The sequence below is a fragment of the Sneathiella sp. D3-11 genome, assembly GCF_055809395.1.
In genome coordinates this window covers 1,124,638-1,145,264 of sequence record NZ_CM147911.1, presented here as the reverse complement: position 1 = coordinate 1,145,264, position 20,627 = coordinate 1,124,638, and the positions used below count along the sequence as shown (strand labels likewise).

Genomic DNA, 20,627 nt, shown 5'->3' with positions numbered 1-20,627 from the left:
CGAGTGGCGTATTCATCCTTCAAGATGTCGTATATGAACGAGTCAATGATCGGACGTTGGGGAGAATTATAAGGTGATAATAAAATTTCCAGATCGGATTGAACTAAAGCGATATGAATGATCTTCTGGCGGGGTTGCAGTCGGCATTCGGGTTGATCATTCATCTAGATCACGATCTAGTTGAGATATCCTTGCGGTCGTTGCAGGTAACCATATCGGCGGTGTTGATCTCCGCTGCCATCGGTTTACCTTTTGGCGCCTTGGCTCTCGGTCACACGATTTCGATATCGGCGGTTTGCGATTGTCTTGTTGAACGCTTTAATGGGACTTCCACCTGTTGTAGTCGGGCTATTCGTTTACATTCTGCTGTCGCGGTCGGGTCCGTTCGGTGTGCTTGATCTTCTGTTTACACCGACAGCAATGATTATTGCGCAGGTGATTATTATAACACCAATCATTGCCTCTATTTCTCAACAGTCGATGCGCGATCTCTGGTTCCTCTATCACGACCTGCTGATATCCATCAAAACAACGAAATGGCAGCGTATGAAGATATTGCTTTGGGATGGTCGGCGCAGCCTTCTGACCGCGACCCTTACCGGGTTCGGCCGGGGTATCGGGGAGATAGGAGCAATCATGATTGTCGGTGGGAATATTGACCATCTTACTCGTGTTCTGACAACGGCAATCGCGCTGGAGGTGGGGAAGGGTGATTTTCCGCTGGCTCTTGGTCTGGGTATAGTCCTGATTTCTATGGCGATCCTGATTAATCTCGCGATCCATATCCTTTCACGAACGGAGCGGGAGGGAACATGGTAGATACGATACTGCCCGTTGATCTTAAGGGTGCAATCGTGCGCAAGGGCACGAAAAACATCGTTGGTCCACTTGACCTCTCATTCGGTGCGACAGGTTGTAGTATTCTGATCGGGCCCAATGGCGCCGGAAAAACGACATTTCTCCGGTTATTGCACGGGCTGGAGCGGCCAAACAGCGGTACCGTCAAATGGGCAGCCAAAAAGAGCGAGATTTACAATCGCCAATCGTTTGTTTTTCAGTCCCCGGTCGTTCTTCGTCGCTCCGGTATTGAGAATATAGCCTATCCGCTCTTTGTCCGCGGCGTCGCCAAGAGAGCCGCGCGCGCAGAGGCGACAAAATGGATTGATAGAATTGGCCTAAGTGATGTTGGGCATTACGATGCCCATGTGCTTTCCGGCGGAGAGAAACAGAAGCTGGCGATGGCGCGGGCGCTCATCACGAAACCGGAAGTGTTGTTTCTTGATGAGCCTACGGCCAACCTCGACGGTGCGTCGACTTTGGACGTCGAAAGGCTGATCCTCTCTGCAAGAGAGGCGGGAACGCGCATCATCATGGCTACACATGATTTTGGTCAGGCGAAGCGTCTCGCTGATGAAATTCTGTTCATGTATCGGGGAAAAATACATGAGCGAGCGGCGACGGATGACTTCTTCGGAGATCCACAAACGGAAGAAGCACAAAAATTTATAAGAGGAGATATTTTGCTATGAAATCCCGGTCAATTCTCGCGGCCTTCACCCTGTTGCTGCTGATGAATGTAAATGCCCTTGCCGATGATATGAAAATGGCGGTGACAACATCTTTCCATAACTCCGGTCTATCCGACATCCTGATCCCACGGATCAAGGAAGATACCGGAATTGATGTCTATCTTCTCGTTGTCGGGACCGGGCAGGCACTTAAGCTCGGGCGCGCAGGGGATGTGGATACAATTCTTGTTCACTCGCGCAAAGCAGAGGAAAAATTCGTGGAAGAGGGATATGGCACTCATCGACGGGAGATCATGTATAATGATTTCGTGCTGATTGGCCCGAAACCGGATGAGGCTGGCATCGCAAATGCCAAAACAGCGGCAGATGCACTTAAGGCGATTGCAGAAACGAAAGCGATTTTTGTCAGTCGCGGTGATGATAGTGGCACTCATCGCAAGGAATTAGCACTCTGGACGTTAGCCGGATTGGATCCTGAAAAATTCGAAGGGAACTGGTACCGGGCGAGCGGATCGGGCATGGGCGCTACGCTTAATACGGCAAGTGGTATGAATGGTTATGTTTTCGCGGACCGGGCAAGCTGGCTCAACTTCAAGAACAAGGGAGACCTCGGTCTGCTCTTTTCGGGCGACCCTATCCTTTTTAATCAATATGCATACCTGCCTGTCAATCCGGCGAAACACTCGCACGTCAAAAAGGACCTGTCGGCAAAGCTGGAAAAATGGTTGGTCAGCCCAAAAGCACAAAAAATAATTGGTGATTATGAAATCGCAGGAGAAAAGCTCTTTACGCCCAACGCTGGTGTGCTGGATAGCGACAGCTAGACCCCAAGAATATGGGCCATCACTTCAAGGTGGTCCTGCCCGTAAAACATATCGCCATCGATAAAATAAGTGGGGGAGCCAAACAGGGAAAGCTTGATGGCTTCCTCGGTATTTTGGGCATAAATTTTTCGCACTTCTTCCGATGCGGCTGCAGTCAGGAGAGGTTCAGGATCAACGCTGGCCCGCTCTCCGATTGTTCTTAGGTCGTCGGCTTTATCCAGATCGAAGTCTTCGGCCCAATGCGCACGCAGCATTTCATGAGAAAGCCTGTCAATGTTGAATCCCTGGAGCAATCCGGCGATGAGCATGCAATTAGACAGAGTGATATCATGATGGTGATAGGTCGGAGTGTGATCTAGGACAGGGATATTTCTGTACTCTGCCCATCGGGCAATCTCTCGCCCGAAGAAATAGTCTTTGTGCGCTTGTGACCGATTCCCGAATGCGGTTGTTCCGGTCGCCTCTATCAGTTTGCGTAAATCGAACGGACGGTGATCAATCTCTCTTCCCGCGGCTTTTGCAATCCGCAATAATTCGGCATGTCCTAGGTAGGCGTAAGCGGAATAGCCAGCGTAAAAATATTCAATTGTCGCCATGATGTTTTAATCTTTCTTCGTTCTACGGGTAACTTGTTAAAGTACGCCGAACGGCATCTTGCCAGTTGGCATAAGCTGTGTCCCGTTCCGTCGCAGTGATGGCCGGGGAAAAACGTTTGTCGCGGTGCCAGCTTTCAGAGAATTCGTCAATACTGGGGTAAAATCCTGTCTGCAGGCCCGCGAGATAGGCAGCGCCAAGCGCCGTGGTTTCCGCTGAAGCGGGGCGATCGACAGGCGCGCCCAGAATATCGGCAAGCCGTTGCATCGTCCATTCGGAGGCAACCATTCCGCCATCAACACGCAAAACTGTTTCATGACCGTCTGTGAAATCGGCTTGCATGGCGGTGAGGAGGTCGCGCGTTTGAAAGCAAACACTCTCCAACGCGGCGCGCGCAAGTTCTTTTGGTCCGGTGGCGCGGGTTAGGCCGAAGATAGCCCCCGGCAATCTGTATCCCAATAAGGGGCGCCAATCCCAACGAAGGCGGGAACCATGATGACATTCTGACCCTGGTCTGCCAGTTCCGCAAGCTCGCCCGACTGCGCCGCATGTTCAATTATGCCAAGGCCATCGCGAAGCCATTGGACGGCCGCGCCAGCAACGAAAATAGAGCCTTCCAAAGCATAGGTTGGTTTGCCGTTCAACTGATAAGCAATTGTTGTGAGAAGTTTGTTCTGGGATTTGACCGGATCGTGTCCCGTGTTCAGAAGAGCAAAGCAGCCAGTTCCATAGGTGGATTTCATCATTCCAGGCTGGAAACAGGCTTGTCCGACGGTTGCTGCCTGCTGGTCCCCGGCGATCGCAGCAATTTTGGTGGAGCCGCCTAGAATACCTGGATCCAACGCGCCGTAATCAGCGGCGCAATCGCGTACTTCAGGCAGCAGTGATTTAGGAATTCTCAGGATATCCAGAAGGTCATCGGACCATTCCCCGCGGTGGATATCGTAAATCAGTGTTCGGCTGGCATTTGTTGCGTCGGTTGCATGAATCTTGCCATCTGTCAGTCGCCAGAGCAGGAAACTGTCAATGGTCCCGAAGGCAAGTTTGCCCTTCTCCGCTGAGGCGCGTGCACCCTCAATATTATCAAGAAGCCACGCAATTTTAGTGCCGGAAAAATAGGGATCGAGCAGCAATCCGGTTTTTTCAGAGAACGTCTGCTCCAGACCAGCTTGCTTAAGTTTGCTGCACAAATCGGCCGTCCGCCGATCCTGCCAGACAATAGCGTTGTGGATGGGCTTGCCGGTCTCCCTGTCCCAGATAACAGTTGTTTCCCGCTGATTGGTGATGCCGATACCGGCGACGTCGCTGATCGTTGTACCCGCTTTCGCCAAAGCTTCCTTTGCCGTTGCGACGGTTGTAGTCCAGATTTCTTCAGGATCGTGCTCAACCCAGCCCGAGGTCGGGAAGTATTGAGTGAATTCCTGCTGACCAACGGTAACAGGTTGGTAATTTTTATCGAAGAGAATAGCCCGGCTTGATGTCGTGCCTTGATCAATGGCGAGGATATACCCTGTCATTTCGTTACCCGTTCGTCAGATAGTTTCTTGTTCCCTGCCGCGGAATATTGGCATGAGAGAACGGGATACGCCAGCCTGTTTTAACCGGAGCCTTCAGATGGCATCATTTTCAAACAGTATGACACCGGCCGCGGTGTTGGATATCGGGATATGATAGTTGCGCGATAGTTCCCGGATATCGTTCCCGAGTGCCCCGCGCATGATCAGCCACATGATCATTTCCACGCCCTGCGGTCCGACAATTTCCGCCAGTTCATAGTTTGAATATTTGAGCAGCCATTCCGGCTCACTTTTCAGTTTTTCAAGAAATTCTGTATCGAATGCCCGATTGGTATGGCCAGCTCGCTCCCCATCAAGTTGATGGGAAAGGCCACCTGTTCCAAGGATTACAACATCGAGGTCTTTATCGAATGAGGCTACCGCCTTACCAATTGCTTCGCCAAGCTTGAGGCAGCGCCGCGCTGTGGGGAAGGGGTATTGCACGACATTCACACAAAGCGGGATGACCTTAACTTGATCACGAGCTTTTTGGTTGGGCCACATCAGAGACATGGGCACGGTGAAGCCGTGATCCACTAGCATTTCCTGACACATGGTGATATCGAACTCGTCATGCACAAGACTGTCGATTAAATGCCATGAAAATTCAGGATCCCCTTGAAATGGATCGAGTGGTTTCAGGCCCCACCCCTCATCCGCATTTTGGTATTCTGACGCTGCTCCAATGGCGAACGTTGGCATGGTATCAAGAAAGAAGTTCAGGCCATGGTCATTGTAAACGAGGATTGCTACGTCGGGCTTTTTATCCTCCATCCAGTTCCAGACGGGCTTGTACCCATCGAAAAATGGCTTCCAATAGGGATCAGATTGCAGGCCTTGCTCCAGTGCATTGCCAATTGCCGGGACATGAGAACTACCGACACCCCCGATTAGTCTAGCCATTTTTCGTCTCCCCTGCGGCGAGTAGCCTCGCTTTGAATTCTTCCAGGCTGATGCCCGCCTGTTGCGCGCCGATATCCTGCATATTGAGGCCGAACATACCGGTCAATTTTGCGAGATAATAGATATTCCCGCCAAGGCTCAGTAAGGCCAGTACGTCGCGACTTTTGACGGCGGTGCGTTGTGCTTCGGTGAGTCCGTACCTCGCGCAGTAAGCATCTTCGTTCGCCATGAAAGCTTCCCGGTTTTCCGCTTTGTTGAAGGAAAAGCACATTTTATTGAGCTCATACCCCTTCATCGCCATGCGACCTTCAAAAATTGTGGTGCCGGGAATGGGCTCTTTGCCTGCCAAGCTTTTCATTCAATTTCTCTCTTCAAGATGGGTTCGTTTCGTTTGGCCAATAGAGCCGCATTGGATTATCGACAAGTAGTTTTTGTTGTGCCTCTGTGGTTACCGCGATGCGGGGGATAACGTCGACGAGAACACCTTCATCGGGAACATGGGACTTCATGTTCGGGTGCGGCCAGTCCGTTCCCCAAAGGACACGATCCGGAAATCGCTCCACAAGATATTTTCCGAATGGAGTGACATCATCATAGGGTGGGCCGGCGACTGTCAACCGCTCTGGGCAGCTTACTTTGGTCCAGAAATTTTCATTTTCCTTGAGCAAATTTACGAAGCATTGAAAATCAGGGTGGTCGACTCCCTTGGTCACGTCCGGTCGTCCCATGTGATCAACAACGACAGTGGTGGGAAGCTGTTTCAGGAAGGGGATCAGTTCTTCAAGGTCCGGTGCTTCGAAATAGACTACGATATGCCAGCCAAGCTTGGCGATACGATTTGCAATCTTGAGAAAAACGTCTTTCGGTGTGGCATCAACCAGCCGCTTTACAAAATTGAAGCGGACAGCGCGGACGCCCGCGTCATCCATTTCCTTAAGCTCTGCATCGGTCACATCCGGGTTAATCACAGCGACACCACGCGCAAGCCCGTTTGATGATTTCAGCGCATCAACAAGGGCATCGTTATTTCTGCCGTGACAAGACGCTTGGACAATTACATTGCGTGAAAAGCCAAGATAGTCGCGAAGTTCAAACAGTTTTTCTTTAGGGGCATCACAGGGTGTATATTTCCGCTCCGGTGCGTAGGGAAAGCTGTCGGCGGGGCCAAATACATGGCAATGGGCGTCGACCGCGCCATTTGGTGCCTTGAATTTAGGCTTTGACGGGTTGGGATGAAAGGGAAGGTAGTCGGGGTCCATTATCTCTTCCTTATTGGGCAAAAATCATACCATCAAATAGCTTTCGCGCAGTGCGCAGAATGCCGGCGCGTTCAACAGCACCCTTTTCATCCATCTCCAGAACCACAGTTGTCTCGCCAATGGGATGTTCGATCTTTAGTTCTTTGCGCTTCCCTTCTGGTATGATCGCAAGTTCGGCGGCGGGGGAGCCTTCAAGCGCTGCGGCTGTCGCCACTGTCACCGCGCCCAGCACCCCGATGGAGGCATGGCAGCGATGCGGAATAAAGGTGCGGGTAGAAATCGCGCCTCCAGAAAACGGTATACTGACCATACACATTTTCGGAACCGTCTTATTCGTAACATCGCCCAAATTCATTATCGGTCCCGCTTGCAGGCGAATGGCCTCCAGCCGCTCTTTAAGAGGTTTGTTCGCCTCTAGCTCCTCACGCGATTCACGGCCGGTAATTCCCATATCAGAGGCACGCATTATCACCGAGGGCATGCCGTTATCAATCATCGTCACCTCGACGCCATCGACCATGTCGCAGGTATTTCCGGTCGGCAACAACGCGCCGCAGGTGGAGCCAGCCGTCTCCGTAAAAGTAATCGGGATCGGTGCGGCGCTGCCCGGAACGCCGTCAATCGTCGCGCCTCCTGCATAAGAAACAGCGCCATTTGGTGTAGGGACGCGGGCAATGGCCGTCTGGCCTGTATTTTCCATGTAGATGGTTACATCTGTTTCTTCACCTGCAACCGGCACAAGGCCTCGCTCAATCGCGAAAGGACCGACCCCGGCGAGGATATTGCCGCAATTCTGAGCGTCCGTAACAATCGGCTGATCGACGACAACTTGCAAAAAAAGATAATCGACATCAATAGCTTCACGCGATGACGGGCGGACAACAGCGACTTTGGACGTCAGGGGGTCTGCGCCGCCCATGCCATCAATTTGTCGTGGATCGGGGGAGCCCATGACCCCTAACAGAAAGGTATCCCGTGCTGTACCATCAGAGGGTAAATCACTTTCAAGAAAATATCCCCCTTGGATGTGCCGCCGCGCATCCACATGCAGGGGGCACTAGACATACTTCAGGCCCTTCTCGGCAAGCCGTTCGCGCATCTTGTACATATCAAGGCCCAATTCACCAGCCGCCAGTCGCTTGCGCTTCTCTTCTTCGTTGGCTATCCGGGCCTCCGCATTGTCCGCAACCTCGGCGGCTTCTTCCCGACGTACAACGCAAACTCCGTCATCATCCGCGACTATTATATCGCCAGGATTGACCAGTTCATCCGCACAAACGATGGGGATATTGACTGACCCCAAGGTTTCTTTCACGGTTCCTTGCGCACAAATCGCTTTTGACCAGACAGGGAAATTCATTGCTGTCAGGTCGCGAATATCCCGAACACCCGCATCGATAATTAGGCCGACGCCACCTCTTGCCTGCATTGATGTTGCTAGCAGGTCGCCAAAATAACCGGCATCTGATGGGGATGTGGGCGCGAGAACCAAAATATCGCCCTGTTTCACCTGCTCTATTGCGACATGAACCATCCAGTTGTCAGCGGGCGGAGCGGAGATTGTCACAGCGGAAGCGGCAATGGATGCGCCGGAATATATTGGCCGCATATTGGAGGCGAGCAATCCTTTTCTTCCTTGTGCTTCATGAACGGTGGCAACGCCGCATTTCGCAAGACGTGCGATAACACCGGCATCAGCACGCTCAATATTTTGAACAACGATACCCATCAGAGTTCGTCCACAGTGCGAGGATAGATTGATTGGAATCCTTCGGCGTATCGTGCGGATCTGCCGCCCGCCTGACCTCCGGAATTGCGCCGGAAATGGTTGCCACGGTTTTCTGCAACATTTGTATAAAAATCCCAGAGATGCTCTTGCCCCTGCATACATTCGATGGCGGCGCGCTTCTTGTCCCAGACCGAAGTGATATCGAGAAAGACATCTGGCTTCCATCCCATCTGCTCTGTTTGGTGCGGTTCGAACAGGTATAGTTGCGGCGCGCCCAGAACTTTCTCCCCCGGATTATGGCCCCAGGCCTGTGCAATCATGCGGCATTCCATGGTGAGCCGTGTCGCAAAGCTGTGGTCAGTATTATAAGGATCATATTGCGAATGGCTCATCATGAAATTCGGTTGAACCTTGCGGATTAGGTCGACAAGCTTGAATTTATCATCGCGCGTTACTTCCAGCGGATAATCCCCAAGATCGAAAAATACGATGTCGTGGGCATCTAACGCCGTGGCGGCATTTTCGGCCTCAATCCGACGTGCCTTCTTCACCTCTTCAAGTGTGGCGCCGCCTTCCTGTTTCCATAGTTTCGCGCTTTCCCCGCGTTCACCAAAAGAGAGGCAGGCAATTGTCACGTCATATCCCTTTTCCTCATGTAGGGCGATAGCACCTGCGCATCGCCAGACAAAGTCAGCGGCGTGAGCACTGATGACAAGGGCAGTTTTATTTTCTGACATTCTCCGTTCCTCGTTTGCGAACCGTTTGTGCGATCCTTGTATTCATTCTATTCGTACCATCTTCCTGTTAGTGCGAATTTTCTATTTCAAATTCGCATTCGTGGTATAATTTTTTCCTATAGCCCGGCGCGTCATGAGGGAAACATTACAGCGACATGGACAAAATGGCTCCAAATCTGCGGCACTTACGCGCCTTCTGCGTGGTGGCCGCACATCAGAGTATCAGCCGTGCGTCGGAAGAAGTATTCCTGTCTCAACCTGCGATCACTCAGGCGATTGCAAAGATCGAGATGGCGCTTGATGTGGAGCTTTTCACTCGGCGTACCGATGGGGTTTTCATTACCGAAGTGGGCAAGCTGTTCCTGGCTCGAGCGACGCGCGCGCAGGAATTTATCCGGACCGGAATTGAGGAAGCACGGCGCATTGCCCAGGTTAAAGCTGGTAGCGGCTTTGACAACTTGGATCAGCTTGTTTCCGGTGTTCAACTGCGGGCCCTGATCGCAATTGCGAAGACCGGTAATTTCAGTCTTGCCGCCAAGCGCGTCGGGATTTCCCAACCCTCTCTTTATCGCGCGGCGCGAGATCTTGAGCGTCTTTCAGATATGACCTTGTTTCGCAAAACCGGTCAGGGGATTGAACTGACGCCTGCGGCGGAAGTATGTGCGCGATATGCGAAGCTCGCCTTTGCCGAACTTATGCAAGGTTATATGGAAATTGAGGAATATAAGGGAATTGATAGTGGGCGTATCGTAATCGGTACGATGCCGCTCGCCCGGACCTATATTTTGCCGACGGCCATAAACCGGGTGCTGGAGAAACGTCCCGGTGTTCAGATCAGCGTTATTGATGGCCGGTATGAGGACTTGCTCCATGGATTGCGGTATAGCGAAATAGATATACTTATTGGCGCGCTGCGAAATCCTGCACCAATTGATGACGTGGTGGAAGAGGCTGTGTTCGAGGATGAACTTGCGTTGTTCGTACGGGCCGATCATCCGCTCACAAAGAAGAAAACGATCACGATTGAGGAACTTGCCGCCTATCCATGGATTACGCCGCGTGAAGGGTCGCCAACTCGCAACAGGTTTGAGGAACTCTTTTCAAAGCAAAAGCAACCTTTGCCCGAGGGTCTGATAGAAGCGAGCTCCCTTATTTTAATCAGAGGCCTGCTGATGGACAGCGATCGGATTACAATTCTCTCCGCGCATCAGACCAGACACGAACGGGAACAAGGATTGTTGGTGCCGCTTCCCTTTGATATTGGCGATACCCGGCGGCCCATAGGGCTGACCACCAGATTGGATTGGCATCCAACGACCACACAGGCGGAACTAGTCGAAGCTCTTCGGATGGCCGGCTGCAAGTTGACGTAAGAGCTTGAGTGTCCGTTATTCAATAATTGAATGAAGGAGCTGACTTTTTAATTTCCTGCAACCGTTACGGACGGGTAGGAAGTGCAAAGTGCTCAGTAAATGATTGGAACATTCACAATGCAGAAAGACAATCGGATCGCCCTCGTTGGATTTGGAGAGGCCGCTATGGCCTTTACTAAGGGATGGCTGGATGGTGATGAGTTGCTTCTGCGTGCCTTTGATATCAAGACGCAGGATTCAGATAATTGTATCGCCTCTGCAAAGCGTGAAGACTTTGCGCACCATCAGGTTGAAGGCGTGGAAAGCCTTGCCGACGCGTTAAAAGGGGCGTCCGTTGTATTCTCTCTCGTCACGGCGGATCAGGCACATGCGGCGGCACGGGCTGTGACGCCCCATATTGAAAAAGGATGTCTCTTTCTGGATTGTAACTCCTGTGCGCCGGGAACGAAACGTCGCTCTGCGAAATGTATTGAAGGAGCGGGAGGCCGGTATGTTGATGTGGCCGTTATGTCGCCGGTCTATCCGAAACTCCATAAAACACCGCTTTTGATTTCCGGGCCGCACACACAGGTCGCCAAAAAAGTTCTGGAGATGCTCCAGATGGACGTAAAAATTATGGCAGGGGATATTGGCGGGGCGTCTTCGGTCAAAATGGTGAGAAGCATCATGATGAAGGGGCTTGAGGCGCTTTTTGCGGAATGCGTTCTGGCAGGCCGTCAGGCAGGCGTTGACGAAGAGGTTTTGGCATCTCTTGATGTGACTTATCCTGGCTTTAACTTCAAGGATCGCGCCGCTTATAGCTTTGAGCGGATGACGGCTCACGGTAAGCGCCGATCTGAAGAAATGAAAGAGGTCGCCCTCACCATTGAGGAATTGGGTCTTCCCAATGATATGGCGCAAGCGACCGTGAACTGGCAGTCGCGCATTGGTAATCTTGGTATGACGGTGGGTAAAGATAACTATCAGAGCCGGGCAGATGAATTGCTGGCGCGGTTCAATAAGAATACTGAAAAAATGGAGACGGAAGAATGAGAGTTTGTGTTGCGGGCGCTGCTGGTGCCTTTGGGCAAAAACATCTGGATGCCATCAGCAAGATCGACGGTGTAGAGGTAACTTCAATCGTTGGCCGGGAAGATAAGAGTACACAAGAGGCGGCAAAAGCACGCAGCATTGGGCATTGGACACTTGATCTCGCCGAGAGCCTCGCGCGGGATGATGTGGATTGCGTGATTTTATCGACACCTACGCAAATGCATGCGGATCAAGCAATCCAGTGTCTGCAAGCCGGAAAACACGTTCTTGTCGAGATCCCCATGGCGGACAACCTTGCAGATTCCCATCGGTTGGTTGCGGCTCAACAGGAAACTGGTCTGATCGCAATGGCCGGGCATGTCCGCCGTTTTAACCCTAGCCATCAATGGATTCATAACAAGATCACTGCGGGCGAACTCTCTTTGCAGCAACTTGATGTGCAAACATACTTTTTCCGCCGGACTAATACCAACGCGCTTGGGAAACCAAGAAGTTGGACAGATCATCTTCTTTGGCATCATGCCTGCCATACTGTCGATCTTTTCCAGTACCAAACCGGAGCCGCGGCGGCGCAAGTCTATGGGTTGGAGGGGCCGCACCATCCGGAGCTTGGCATTGCCCTTGATATGAGTATTGGAATGAAGGCGCCATCCGGTGCGCTCTGCACCTTATCTCTCTCGTTTAACAACGACGGGCCGCTGGGCACCTTCTTTCGCTATATTTGCGATAAGGGTACTTATATCGCGCGATATGATGATCTGGTGGATGGTTATGAAAATCCGATCGATCTGTCGGATGTTGCGGTTTCAAATAACGGTATTGAATTAATTGACCGGGAATTCTTCTCGGCAATCAAGGAAGGACGCGAGCCCAATAGCTCAGTGGCGCAATGCCTTTCGGCGATGGAAACGCTGGATCGTATCGAGAAAAGCTTCAACGGTTAGTTTGATTGGTTGACTTCATTATCGAGACGTGACGCAATGACCGGCGTTACTTTTTGCCAACGCCGGTCAAGTTTATGTTGCGTCTCCAAGGCACCTTGCCTTTTGTTCGTCAGGAATGGCGGTTCCTCCTCTTCGGTATGCTCTTGGCCTTCTGGTCCGGCCCGGGCCAGACCTATGTCATTTCGGTCATCGGTGGAGATATCCGGTCTGACTTTAACCTTAGCAATGGTGAGTTTGGTACGATTTACACAGTGGCTACGCTTGTTTGCGCAGCAATTTTGTGGAAGGCGGGGCCGCTTGTCGACCGGCTACCTCTAAAAAGCTTTGTTGTGAAAGTTAGCCTTCTGATGGTTGCGGCGACTATGGCGTTCGGGTTTGTCCAAGGGCCCATCACGCTTTTCTTTGGCATTATTGCAATTCGCTTTATGGGGCAAGGAATGATGACGCATATTGCGCTGACTTCCATGGCGCGCCGGTATGAAGCGGAACGTGGCCGCGCGGTTGCTGTCGCCGGACTGGGCTTCCCGCTTGGACAGGCATTGTTCCCCCCGCTAATCGTATTGGCGCTCGGGTTTGTTGACTGGCGATTGGTTTGGCCAGCTATGGGTATTCTTGCGGCTTTTACCTTGCTACCAGTGGTGCCGTTTCTAATCCGCCATACCAGCCATCAGGACGGTGCCGGTGCAACGGTTCTGCAGGCGGCTGATGAAGATGCAAAACACTGGACTCGGGCGGAAATGCTCCGTGATAAGAAATTCTATTTTTTGGTTCCGACCGCAATGGCGCCTTGCCGCGATAGTCACCGGCCTTTTTTTCCATCAGGTTTATTTAGTCGAAATGAAAGGCTGGAGTTTCGAGTTTTGGAGCTTTTCCTTTATTGTTTTCGCTTTTGCGTCGTTGTTTGGCGGGGTAATCTCAGGGTTTCTCGTGGACATGTATCGAGCAAGGCGGTTAGTCCCATATGTTCTACTTCCGATGTCTCTAGGAATTCTTCTGTTCGCATATGCGCATACGCAGACCTACGCCCTTCTTGTAATGTTTTTTCTAGGGATTGGGTCCGGCGGTACAAATCCTGTGCTGTCGTCTCTTTGGCCGGAAATATACGGAACACGCCATCTTGGTGCCATCCGTTCAGTGGCGACAGTTGTTATGGTATTTGGCTCTGCGCTCGGGCCAGTGTTTATGGGATGGGCTCTTGATGCGTCGATATCTCTTGAAGCCATTATCATAGCCTCAGTCATAATTACTTTTATTTCTGCCTTTCTTGCCAAATTAGCGTTTTTCATCAAATAGACCCTTAGCATACCACGTATTGCTAATGCAGCGCGCAGATTTCCTGCCGAGTTAATTAAAATTTTCCTAACTTTTTCACCTTTATCCCTCGTTTAGGGGATGTGGGGTTCTCTTCTGTCATAGTAGGTTTGCTCCATAATTGAGAAAAATAAAGACAGATTGATCGAATCTGGCTATTTTTTTAACGGGTTAGCTAAATTAGCTTGGCCACAGTATGGTAAAGTGAGTGGAGTAAGGCAAAATGGCGACGTCTAACGGCAGCAACGGTAGCGGTTCCGGAAAAGTAATGGGGCCCGAAATAATTATCGAGGCAACTCCGGGAAAAACAATCAAGTTACCTGTTGAGTCACTGGCAAATATTCAGTTTGTTCAGGATGCAGGAAATCTACTTGTCGTGCCGATTGATGGTGGAGATACCTATTTGCTGCAAGACTTCCTGACATTTGGTGCCACTGAAAACCCTCCTCAGATTGAGCTGGAGAATGGTGAAGTCGTCGAAATCGGAGAAATTACGCCGCTTGTTCAAGGCTTTTCGATTGCGGACATAAATCCAGAGGCTGGTGATGATAACAGTGATGGTGGCGGTGCGAACTTCCGACCCTTTACCGAAGGCGATATAGGTGATCCACTCGACATTTCCGGGTTGCTCGCTGGAACCGAGCTTGCGTTTGGACGCGATGAAATTGAAGAAATCATCGGAGAGAATGAGAATTTTCCTTCAACATCAACGCCGACGGATGATCCAGGCGGCATTGTTACTCTGACTTTCTCTACACCCTTAGGGGCAGCCGCTCCGGCAGCCGGAGGGTACGAAGATTGGCAGCCTAATCAGAATGTTGGGGATACGACTGAATTCCCGATGCAGATGCTTGTTGATTTTGCTCCCGAAACGGACGAAGAATTGACGTCCATAGATATTTCCGGCTTTCCAGACGGTACGCGTTTCTTCGTTGGCGGCGCAACGCCGGGCGATGAAGTGGATGTGACTGGCGGGAGTTTTGCTGTCGTGGCGGCAGCGGGTGTATTGCCGACCATGTATGTTTTGCCGCCGGCAAACAGCGACGCAGATATCACGCTTAATGTCCTCGCAAACTATGTGAATGGTGGTGGTGAAGTCGGAGCTTCGGAAGTTTCGGGAACGGCCGTAATCGACGCGGCTGCCGACGCTCCCACGCTCGCGGGTGGAGATGCCAGCGGCGATGAAAATACAGCAATTTCTATCCCTGAAGTCACGGCCGCGCTTCAAGACACGGATGAGTCAGAAACTCTGGCCGTGTCGATTGGCGGCGTTCCCGTTGGTGCTACGCTCACTGATGGGGTGAACAGTTTTACGGGCGATGGTTCAGACGTAGATGTTTCCGGATGGGATCTGGCCGCGCTGACCATCACTCCGCCAACGGATGACGATGCGGATTTCTCTTTAACGGTAACTGCGGTTGCCACTGAGACTGCAACAGTTGCTGATGGCGGTGAGTTGACAGAAGCGAATAACACGGCAAGCAGCAGCTTCACCATTGACGTAACGGTAAATGATGTTCCTCCGGGTGATGACGGTCCGACGGCGGTTGATGATGGTCCGGTAATTAAGGTGGAGCCAGCGGATGTTCATGCTGTTCTCGTAATTGATACATCGGGAAGTATGAATGCGACTGAGTTGGGCTTGATGAAAGAGGCACTGATAAATTTGGCGTCGACACTGTTCGAGCAAAACCCGGATGGCACGGTGATTACTCTGATAGATTTTGATGAAACGGCGCGGTTTATAGGAGATGGAACTTTCACAACGCTGGACTCCATTTTGGTGGCATTGGAGCCCCTAGACGCCTGGAGCGGAGGGAACACAAACTACGAGGATGCACTCAATCTTGCGAGTACTGTAGATTTTGTTCCGGGGTACGATCAGGAGATCTATTTCATTTCCGATGGTCAGCCAACCATAGGAGACACTCAGACCGGTATTGACGATTTCAATAATTGGGTGACGAATGACCTGAGCGGCGCCAAGGTGTACGCCGTCGGCTTGGGTGGAGATGCGGATAACAGCGCATTCCTAGGCCAGATAGACAATACTCCCGATGATAATAATCTCGATCCAGCTGCAGGTGATCCGTATCTTTATGTGGAAGATCCGGAAGATCTTTCGGCGAGTATTCAGCCAAGTGATGCCTGGGTGACGGGTAATGTCCTTGAAAATGACATTCCTGGAACTGATCCACTGGCGGATGTCCCTATCATCTCCTTCATCTACAATGGGGTGACGTATGATTTGTCGACCCCCTCAGGGCCAACCGTTTTTGTTGATGGCACATTTATAGCTATTGATACGGAATTTGGTGTTTTTGAGCTGGACTTTGAAACTGGTGAATATGCTTATTTGGTTCAGTCAGATGTTGCTAATACCGAGACTGAAGTGTTTTCTTACACCATTTCAGACAATGACGGTTCAACCAGTTCTGCCGACCTTACCTTTTCCATTGTTCCTGAGGATACGTTTACAGGAACTGCGGCGGCAGAGGTAATCGAGGGTGGCTCTAGCAATGACTACATCATCGGAGCTGGTGGAGACGACACGCTTTCTGGTGGAGATGGTGATGATCGATTTGTTTATCAGAATGTGGGTACCGACGGGATTGATACAATTACAGACTTTGGTGTCAACGGAGACGCAGATATCATCGATCTGACGGCATTGTTCGATGAACTTGGCATTGCGGCAGCTGATCGGGCGGGACATGTTAACTTCGCAGAAGTGGGTGGTAACACAACGATTACCGTTACGGATGCAGCAGATGCGGAAATCGCCGGATTCTCGATTGTTGTGGAAAATGCATCGCTTAACAACGCCGATATTACAAATGGAAAGATAGTCGTCGACGAAAGTTAGTTCGTTGCTGACAGGAGGGAAAGGGCCGCATTTTTGCGGCCTTTTTCTTTTGTGAAACAGGTTAAATGACTGGAAGCCTTGGATGGCTTGCCTTACTATACCTCTGCCGATGCGGGATTTGCTCGGGTGAAACAGGGGTAGTATATTGACCAGAGTAAATTATTTTCTGATTGTTATGGCTGTTATGATAGCAGCGCCCATCATCGCGAACGCGAAGGATTTGTCCATTGCCGCGTTCAAGGGGGATTGGCGGGGTAATGCCATTTCTGAAAGTAACGTCAGCGTCAATTTTGCGATCACGAGCCGCGATATCGACGTGAGCATCAAGCCGGACGAGAGTGGTAATTTTACCATTACATGGCGGACGCTTTTGCGCCAGAAGGGCGCGCCGGAAAGCCCGAAGGAGTCCTTGAAGGAAACCACTCTTACTTTTGTCAAAACAGATAGCCCGAATGTCTGGAAGGACAGCAAGGGCGGTGATGCCTACGCGGGTGAAAGCATTTCCTGGGCGCGATTGAAAAAGCAGACCTTAACTGTTTATGTCATGGCAATCAGCGATGCCGGTGACTATGACATGCAAGTCTATAAACGTACCCTGACTGGTGTAAATATGGAGCTTGATTTCACGGCAATTCGTGATGGTGCAATACGGCGAACCGCGAAGGGCCGGCTGATCCTCAACAATTACTAAGCACTGGCGCTGATTTAGAAATCTCCAATGCCTGGCGAAATATTGCGTTTTTGTGGCGTAATCTGACGGGTTTGCGATGGTGGTGGTGCAGCGCGCTGTGCACAGTTTGCCCGTTCGCAAAGGCGGCAAGTTATGCCGACAGGCATGACTGTCTTAGGGGCGGCCAGATTGAGGCCATCGGCGTAAATCACTCGGTTTGCTTCTGCAATGTCACAGCCAATGCTGATGGCATAATGCCGCTTCGGTTGGGCATAGCCTAAACTCGGTTTGGTTACGGTGCGCGCGATAGAGAAGAACCGCTGCCCATCAGGCATTTCAGAAATTTGTGGGCAAAGCGTGCCGGGGGTTAGAAAGGCTGCATGAAGAACCCAGCGCGGACAAGAGTTGCCATAACGTGGAATGCGCAAACCCGACGCACTGTATCGTTTTGAGATATTTCCGGCAATGTCACTACGGATCAAATGGAAAGGAACGCCGCTGCTACATGGCCGCACTAAGGTGGTCAGGCGATGGCAAATCTGTTCAAAACTTGCATCAAACTGCTGCTGTAGCAATTCAATATCATACCGCAGATCTTCTGCTGATTGAAAGAAAACCTCATAGGGGAACAGAAAGGCTCCCGCGAAGTAATTTGCAAGCGCCGAAACGCCCTTTTGTTTCGCCGCCTCAGTCGGAAGTTCAGGAGCATTCACAAGCTCCTGAAAGAGGTCTGTATATTTAAGTTGCCCGCAAAGAAGCGCAAGGTGGAATTTGACGCTCGACTGCGGTAGTGATTTTGAAAGTACGAGCGTGTGGTCCTTTTCATCATACAGGGTCGCCTCGGTATTATGACTTTCCCGAGAGGCAAACTCGATCTGAATGCCGTGTTTCTCCTGCAGGTAATCCATCATGATAGGGGTCGACAGGAGATCGTGATCATTGAAGGAGGCGCGAAACTCTGCTGCCGCCTGTTCTATCGGGTCAAAATAATTATTTCGGGCCTGAATAAAATCCGATACCGCTTCATTCGGTGATGGCGCCCAGGCTTTGCCTGTCAGGCTGCCGTCGCCGACAACACCGAGCATTTCGTTCACTGTATCATTAAGAGCCTCGCTGTCCTTAAGCGCGATTTGAAGGAATTCTCTGCGTTCCTTTGGGCCAAGGTCATCATTGTCATGTACGATTTCGGTCGACGACATAATAGATGTTACGAGAGTACGCAGCCGAAAGGAGGAGCCTGCGAAAAGAAAATCCTGTGAGAGCCGCTCGCTCAATAATTGTAAATCCGTTTGGGCGGTTTTAAACGCATCATATGCTTTCTTGAAAGCTGAGCTGAGAGCGGGTGCATCTGCCGCCATTTCCGCAATTTCTTCGTCAGTAAAATTATCGTCCGTAAAAAGCGGATCTTTTAGGGCGTCTGTAATTTCACCGATTAGATAGCCTTCTTCTTGTGGTGAGAAAACCTGTGGATCGACTTTTAGGATCTTGCTGAGATGCAGCAGCAATGGAACCGTGATGCTACGCCTGTTATGCTCAAGTAAATTAAGATAGCTGGCTGAGATGCCGAGGCGATCAGCTAAATCTACCTGAGTCAGTTTTTTCTCCTTGCGCAATCGCCGTAAACGATTGCCAAGTAGGGGTGATTTGGCCATCTTCCTATCCGAAACTTTACAAAGATTTACAAATTTACAAATTAGATTAGTAATTGTTTACATAAAAAACCGATGTTTTACAAGGTTTTGATGGGAAAAATAGCGAAAATGTGAAATTTTTACATGGCAGGGAGAAGTTTGCGTTGAAAAATATAACACAGACATCTTGCCCGGGGATGATCCACTAGAATATGGGAGACAATTCATGAGCGATATCAAGAAATCAGGCGTGTCGCGTCGCGGCCTTCTCAAGGCTGGCGCTGTTGGCGGCCTGGTCGCCGCTACTCCAAGCATCTTTATAAAGAATGCCTGGGCGGAAGAATTCCGTAATAATCCGGAAAATTCAGGGGAGTTGAAGCTTGGCTTCAACGTACCGCAATCAGGTCCTTATGCGGACGAGGGAGCGGATGAACTCCGCGCTTATAAGCTGGCTGTGAAGCATCTGAATGGTGAAGGTGACGGCGGTATGCTGAACACTTTCAAGCCATCCATGCTGACCGGGAATGGCGTTCTCGGCAAGAAAGTTACTTATTCAACTGGCGATACGCAGACGAAATCTGATGCTGCGCGCGCATCAGCCAAACGCATGATCGAAAAAGATGGCGTGCTGATGGTTACTGGCGGTTCTTCTTCCGGTGTTGCTGTCGCGGTGCAGTCGCTCTGTCAGGAACAGGGTATCATCTTTATGGCAGGCCTGACCCATTCCAATGATACAACGGGTAAAGACAAGCGTCGCTATGGCTTCCGGCACTTCTTCAATGCCTATATGTCCGGTGCGGCACTGGCGCCTGTGTTGAATAAGGAATATGGCTCTGACCGTCGGGCATACCATTTGACGGCGGATTATACTTGGGGCTGGACGCAGGAAGAATCTATCAAAAACTCGACTGAGGCCCTTGGTTGGGAGACAGTCAATGCGGTCAAGACCCCGGTTGGTGCAGGTGACTTCTCGCAGTATATCACGCCGGTTCTAAACTCAGGTGCAGATGTTCTTATCCTCAACCATTATGGCAAGGATATGATTAACTCACTTAGTCAGGCTGTCCAATTCGGTCTGCGAGACAAGCAGGTCAACGGCAAGAACTTCGAGATTGTGGTGCCGCTCTTCTCGCGTCTGATGGCGCAGGGTGCTGGTGATGCGATCAAGGGAATTCTTGGCACGACGAACTGGAACTGGTCGTTGCAGGATGAAGGATCGAAAGCTTTTGTTCAGTCCTTCGGTGCGGAATATGGCGCACCGCCTTCCATGGCTGCGCACACCTGTTATGTTCAGACATTGCTGTATGCGAATGCCTGCGAAATGGCCGGTACATTCTATCCGCCAGAGGTCATCAAGCAGCTTGAGGGTTTCAACTTCGACGGTATGGGCAATGGCCCGACACTGTATCGCGCAGAAGATCACCAATGCTTCAAAGATGTCCTTGTGGTGCGCGGTAATGACAACCCGTCAAGCCAGTTCGATCTCCTAAAGGTGGTTGACGTTACGCCACGGGCCCAGGTTGAGTATGACTGGACCATCTTCGGCGGCGAGCTTGGTCCGTACGAAGTTAAGATGTAAAATCTGAGACATCACGCGGGTTGGCGTTTGCCGAGATGGCGCCAACCCGTGTATCATCGAAGCGGATTAGCCGGCAACACAGTTTGCGCG

At 51.0% G+C, this 20,627-nt stretch carries 16 protein-coding genes and 4 pseudogenes; 11 read left to right on the top strand and 9 right to left on the bottom strand.

What is annotated here, in order from left to right:
- Nucleotides 1–113: 113 nt before the first annotated feature.
- The 3 genes and pseudogenes from AC0L73_RS05975 to AC0L73_RS05965 all read left to right on the top strand — a co-directional run bounded on the left by AC0L73_RS05975 (nt 114) and on the right by AC0L73_RS05965 (nt 2,353).
- Nucleotides 114–819 (top strand): annotated as a pseudogene (locus AC0L73_RS05975) (ABC transporter permease).
- Nucleotides 813–1,529 (top strand): ATP-binding cassette domain-containing protein, encoded by a 717-nt coding sequence (locus tag AC0L73_RS05970; RefSeq protein WP_227949336.1) that lies wholly within the window; start codon nt 813–815, stop codon nt 1,527–1,529. The pseudogene AC0L73_RS05975 and the gene AC0L73_RS05970 overlap by 7 nt, the downstream one beginning before the upstream one ends.
- The gene (locus tag AC0L73_RS05965) at nt 1,526–2,353 is read left to right on the top strand and encodes an ABC transporter substrate-binding protein (RefSeq protein ID WP_473655114.1); all 828 of its coding nucleotides are present in this window, start codon (nt 1,526–1,528) and stop codon (nt 2,351–2,353) included. Before AC0L73_RS05970 ends, AC0L73_RS05965 begins: the two co-directional genes overlap by 4 nt.
- Here the strand turns inward: AC0L73_RS05965 and AC0L73_RS05960 are convergent.
- From AC0L73_RS05960 to AC0L73_RS05925, 8 genes and pseudogenes are all read right to left on the bottom strand, one after another.
- Nucleotides 2,350–2,949 carry a DsbA family protein gene (locus tag AC0L73_RS05960; RefSeq protein WP_473655113.1) on the bottom strand — a complete coding sequence of 200 codons (600 nt, stop codon included), beginning with the start codon at nt 2,947–2,949 and terminating at the stop codon, nt 2,350–2,352. The genes AC0L73_RS05965 and AC0L73_RS05960 overlap by 4 nt on opposite strands.
- Before the next feature lie 22 nt (nt 2,950–2,971).
- Nucleotides 2,972–4,464: pseudogene (gene glpK / locus AC0L73_RS05955) on the bottom strand (glycerol kinase GlpK).
- Between the two features lie 93 nt (nt 4,465–4,557).
- A complete protein-coding gene (locus AC0L73_RS05950; protein ID WP_473655112.1) occupies nt 4,558–5,406 on the bottom strand; it encodes a class III extradiol dioxygenase family protein in 849 nt (282 codons plus the stop codon).
- A complete protein-coding gene (locus tag AC0L73_RS05945; RefSeq protein ID WP_227949347.1) occupies nt 5,399–5,764 on the bottom strand; it encodes a protocatechuate 4,5-dioxygenase subunit alpha in 366 nt (121 codons plus the stop codon). Before AC0L73_RS05945 ends, AC0L73_RS05950 begins: the two co-directional genes overlap by 8 nt.
- A 13-nt stretch (nt 5,765–5,777) precedes the next feature.
- Nucleotides 5,778–6,665 (bottom strand): amidohydrolase family protein, encoded by an 888-nt coding sequence (locus AC0L73_RS05940; RefSeq protein WP_473655111.1) that lies wholly within the window; start codon nt 6,663–6,665, stop codon nt 5,778–5,780.
- Nucleotides 6,666–6,675: 10 nt separating this feature from the next.
- Nucleotides 6,676–7,730, bottom strand: a pseudogene (locus tag AC0L73_RS05935) (4-oxalomesaconate tautomerase).
- The gene (locus AC0L73_RS05930; RefSeq protein WP_227949354.1) at nt 7,723–8,394 is read right to left on the bottom strand and encodes a 4-carboxy-4-hydroxy-2-oxoadipate aldolase/oxaloacetate decarboxylase; all 672 of its coding nucleotides are present in this window, start codon (nt 8,392–8,394) and stop codon (nt 7,723–7,725) included. Before AC0L73_RS05930 ends, AC0L73_RS05935 begins: the two are co-directional and overlap by 8 nt.
- Nucleotides 8,394–9,131: a PIG-L deacetylase family protein gene (locus AC0L73_RS05925; protein ID WP_227949356.1), complete on the bottom strand. Its 738-nt coding sequence runs from the start codon at nt 9,129–9,131 to the stop codon at nt 8,394–8,396. Before AC0L73_RS05925 ends, AC0L73_RS05930 begins: the two co-directional genes overlap by 1 nt.
- 155 nt (nt 9,132–9,286) lie before the next feature.
- Here AC0L73_RS05925 and AC0L73_RS05920 point away from each other — a divergent pair, with 155 nt between their 5' ends.
- The 7 genes and pseudogenes from AC0L73_RS05920 (at nt 9,287) to AC0L73_RS05890 (ending at nt 17,348) form a co-directional block, all read left to right on the top strand.
- The gene (locus AC0L73_RS05920) at nt 9,287–10,504 is read left to right on the top strand and encodes a LysR family transcriptional regulator (RefSeq protein ID WP_227949358.1); all 1,218 of its coding nucleotides are present in this window, start codon (nt 9,287–9,289) and stop codon (nt 10,502–10,504) included.
- Between the two features lie 117 nt (nt 10,505–10,621).
- Nucleotides 10,622–11,536, top strand: a complete 915-nt coding sequence (locus tag AC0L73_RS05915; RefSeq protein ID WP_473655110.1) for an NAD(P)-dependent oxidoreductase — start codon at nt 10,622–10,624, stop codon at nt 11,534–11,536.
- Nucleotides 11,533–12,480: a Gfo/Idh/MocA family oxidoreductase gene (locus AC0L73_RS05910; RefSeq protein ID WP_473655109.1), complete on the top strand. Its 948-nt coding sequence runs from the start codon at nt 11,533–11,535 to the stop codon at nt 12,478–12,480. Before AC0L73_RS05915 ends, AC0L73_RS05910 begins: the two co-directional genes overlap by 4 nt.
- Nucleotides 12,481–12,554: 74 nt before the next feature.
- Nucleotides 12,555–13,307 (top strand): annotated as a pseudogene (locus AC0L73_RS05905) (MFS transporter); the annotation flags it as partial.
- A complete protein-coding gene (locus tag AC0L73_RS05900; RefSeq protein WP_473655418.1) occupies nt 13,192–13,773 on the top strand; it encodes an MFS transporter in 582 nt (193 codons plus the stop codon). The pseudogene AC0L73_RS05905 and the gene AC0L73_RS05900, both read left to right, overlap by 116 nt.
- A 241-nt stretch (nt 13,774–14,014) precedes the next feature.
- Nucleotides 14,015–16,657, top strand: coding sequence for a VWA domain-containing protein (locus tag AC0L73_RS05895; RefSeq protein WP_473655108.1), 2,643 nt, complete (start codon nt 14,015–14,017; stop codon nt 16,655–16,657).
- 145 nt (nt 16,658–16,802) lie between these two features.
- Complete coding sequence (locus AC0L73_RS05890) at nt 16,803–17,348, top strand: hypothetical protein (protein ID WP_227949369.1); 546 nt, start codon at nt 16,803–16,805, stop codon at nt 17,346–17,348.
- 14 nt (nt 17,349–17,362) lie between these two features.
- Here the strand turns inward: AC0L73_RS05890 and AC0L73_RS05885 are convergent, their stop codons facing one another.
- The gene (locus tag AC0L73_RS05885; RefSeq protein ID WP_473655107.1) at nt 17,363–18,979 is read right to left on the bottom strand and encodes a helix-turn-helix domain-containing protein; all 1,617 of its coding nucleotides are present in this window, start codon (nt 18,977–18,979) and stop codon (nt 17,363–17,365) included.
- A gap of 205 nt (nt 18,980–19,184) precedes the next feature.
- Between AC0L73_RS05885 and AC0L73_RS05880 the strand changes: the two genes are divergently transcribed.
- Nucleotides 19,185–20,537, top strand: a complete 1,353-nt coding sequence (locus AC0L73_RS05880; RefSeq protein WP_227949373.1) for an ABC transporter substrate-binding protein — start codon at nt 19,185–19,187, stop codon at nt 20,535–20,537.
- Nucleotides 20,538–20,627: the final 90 nt, after the last annotated feature.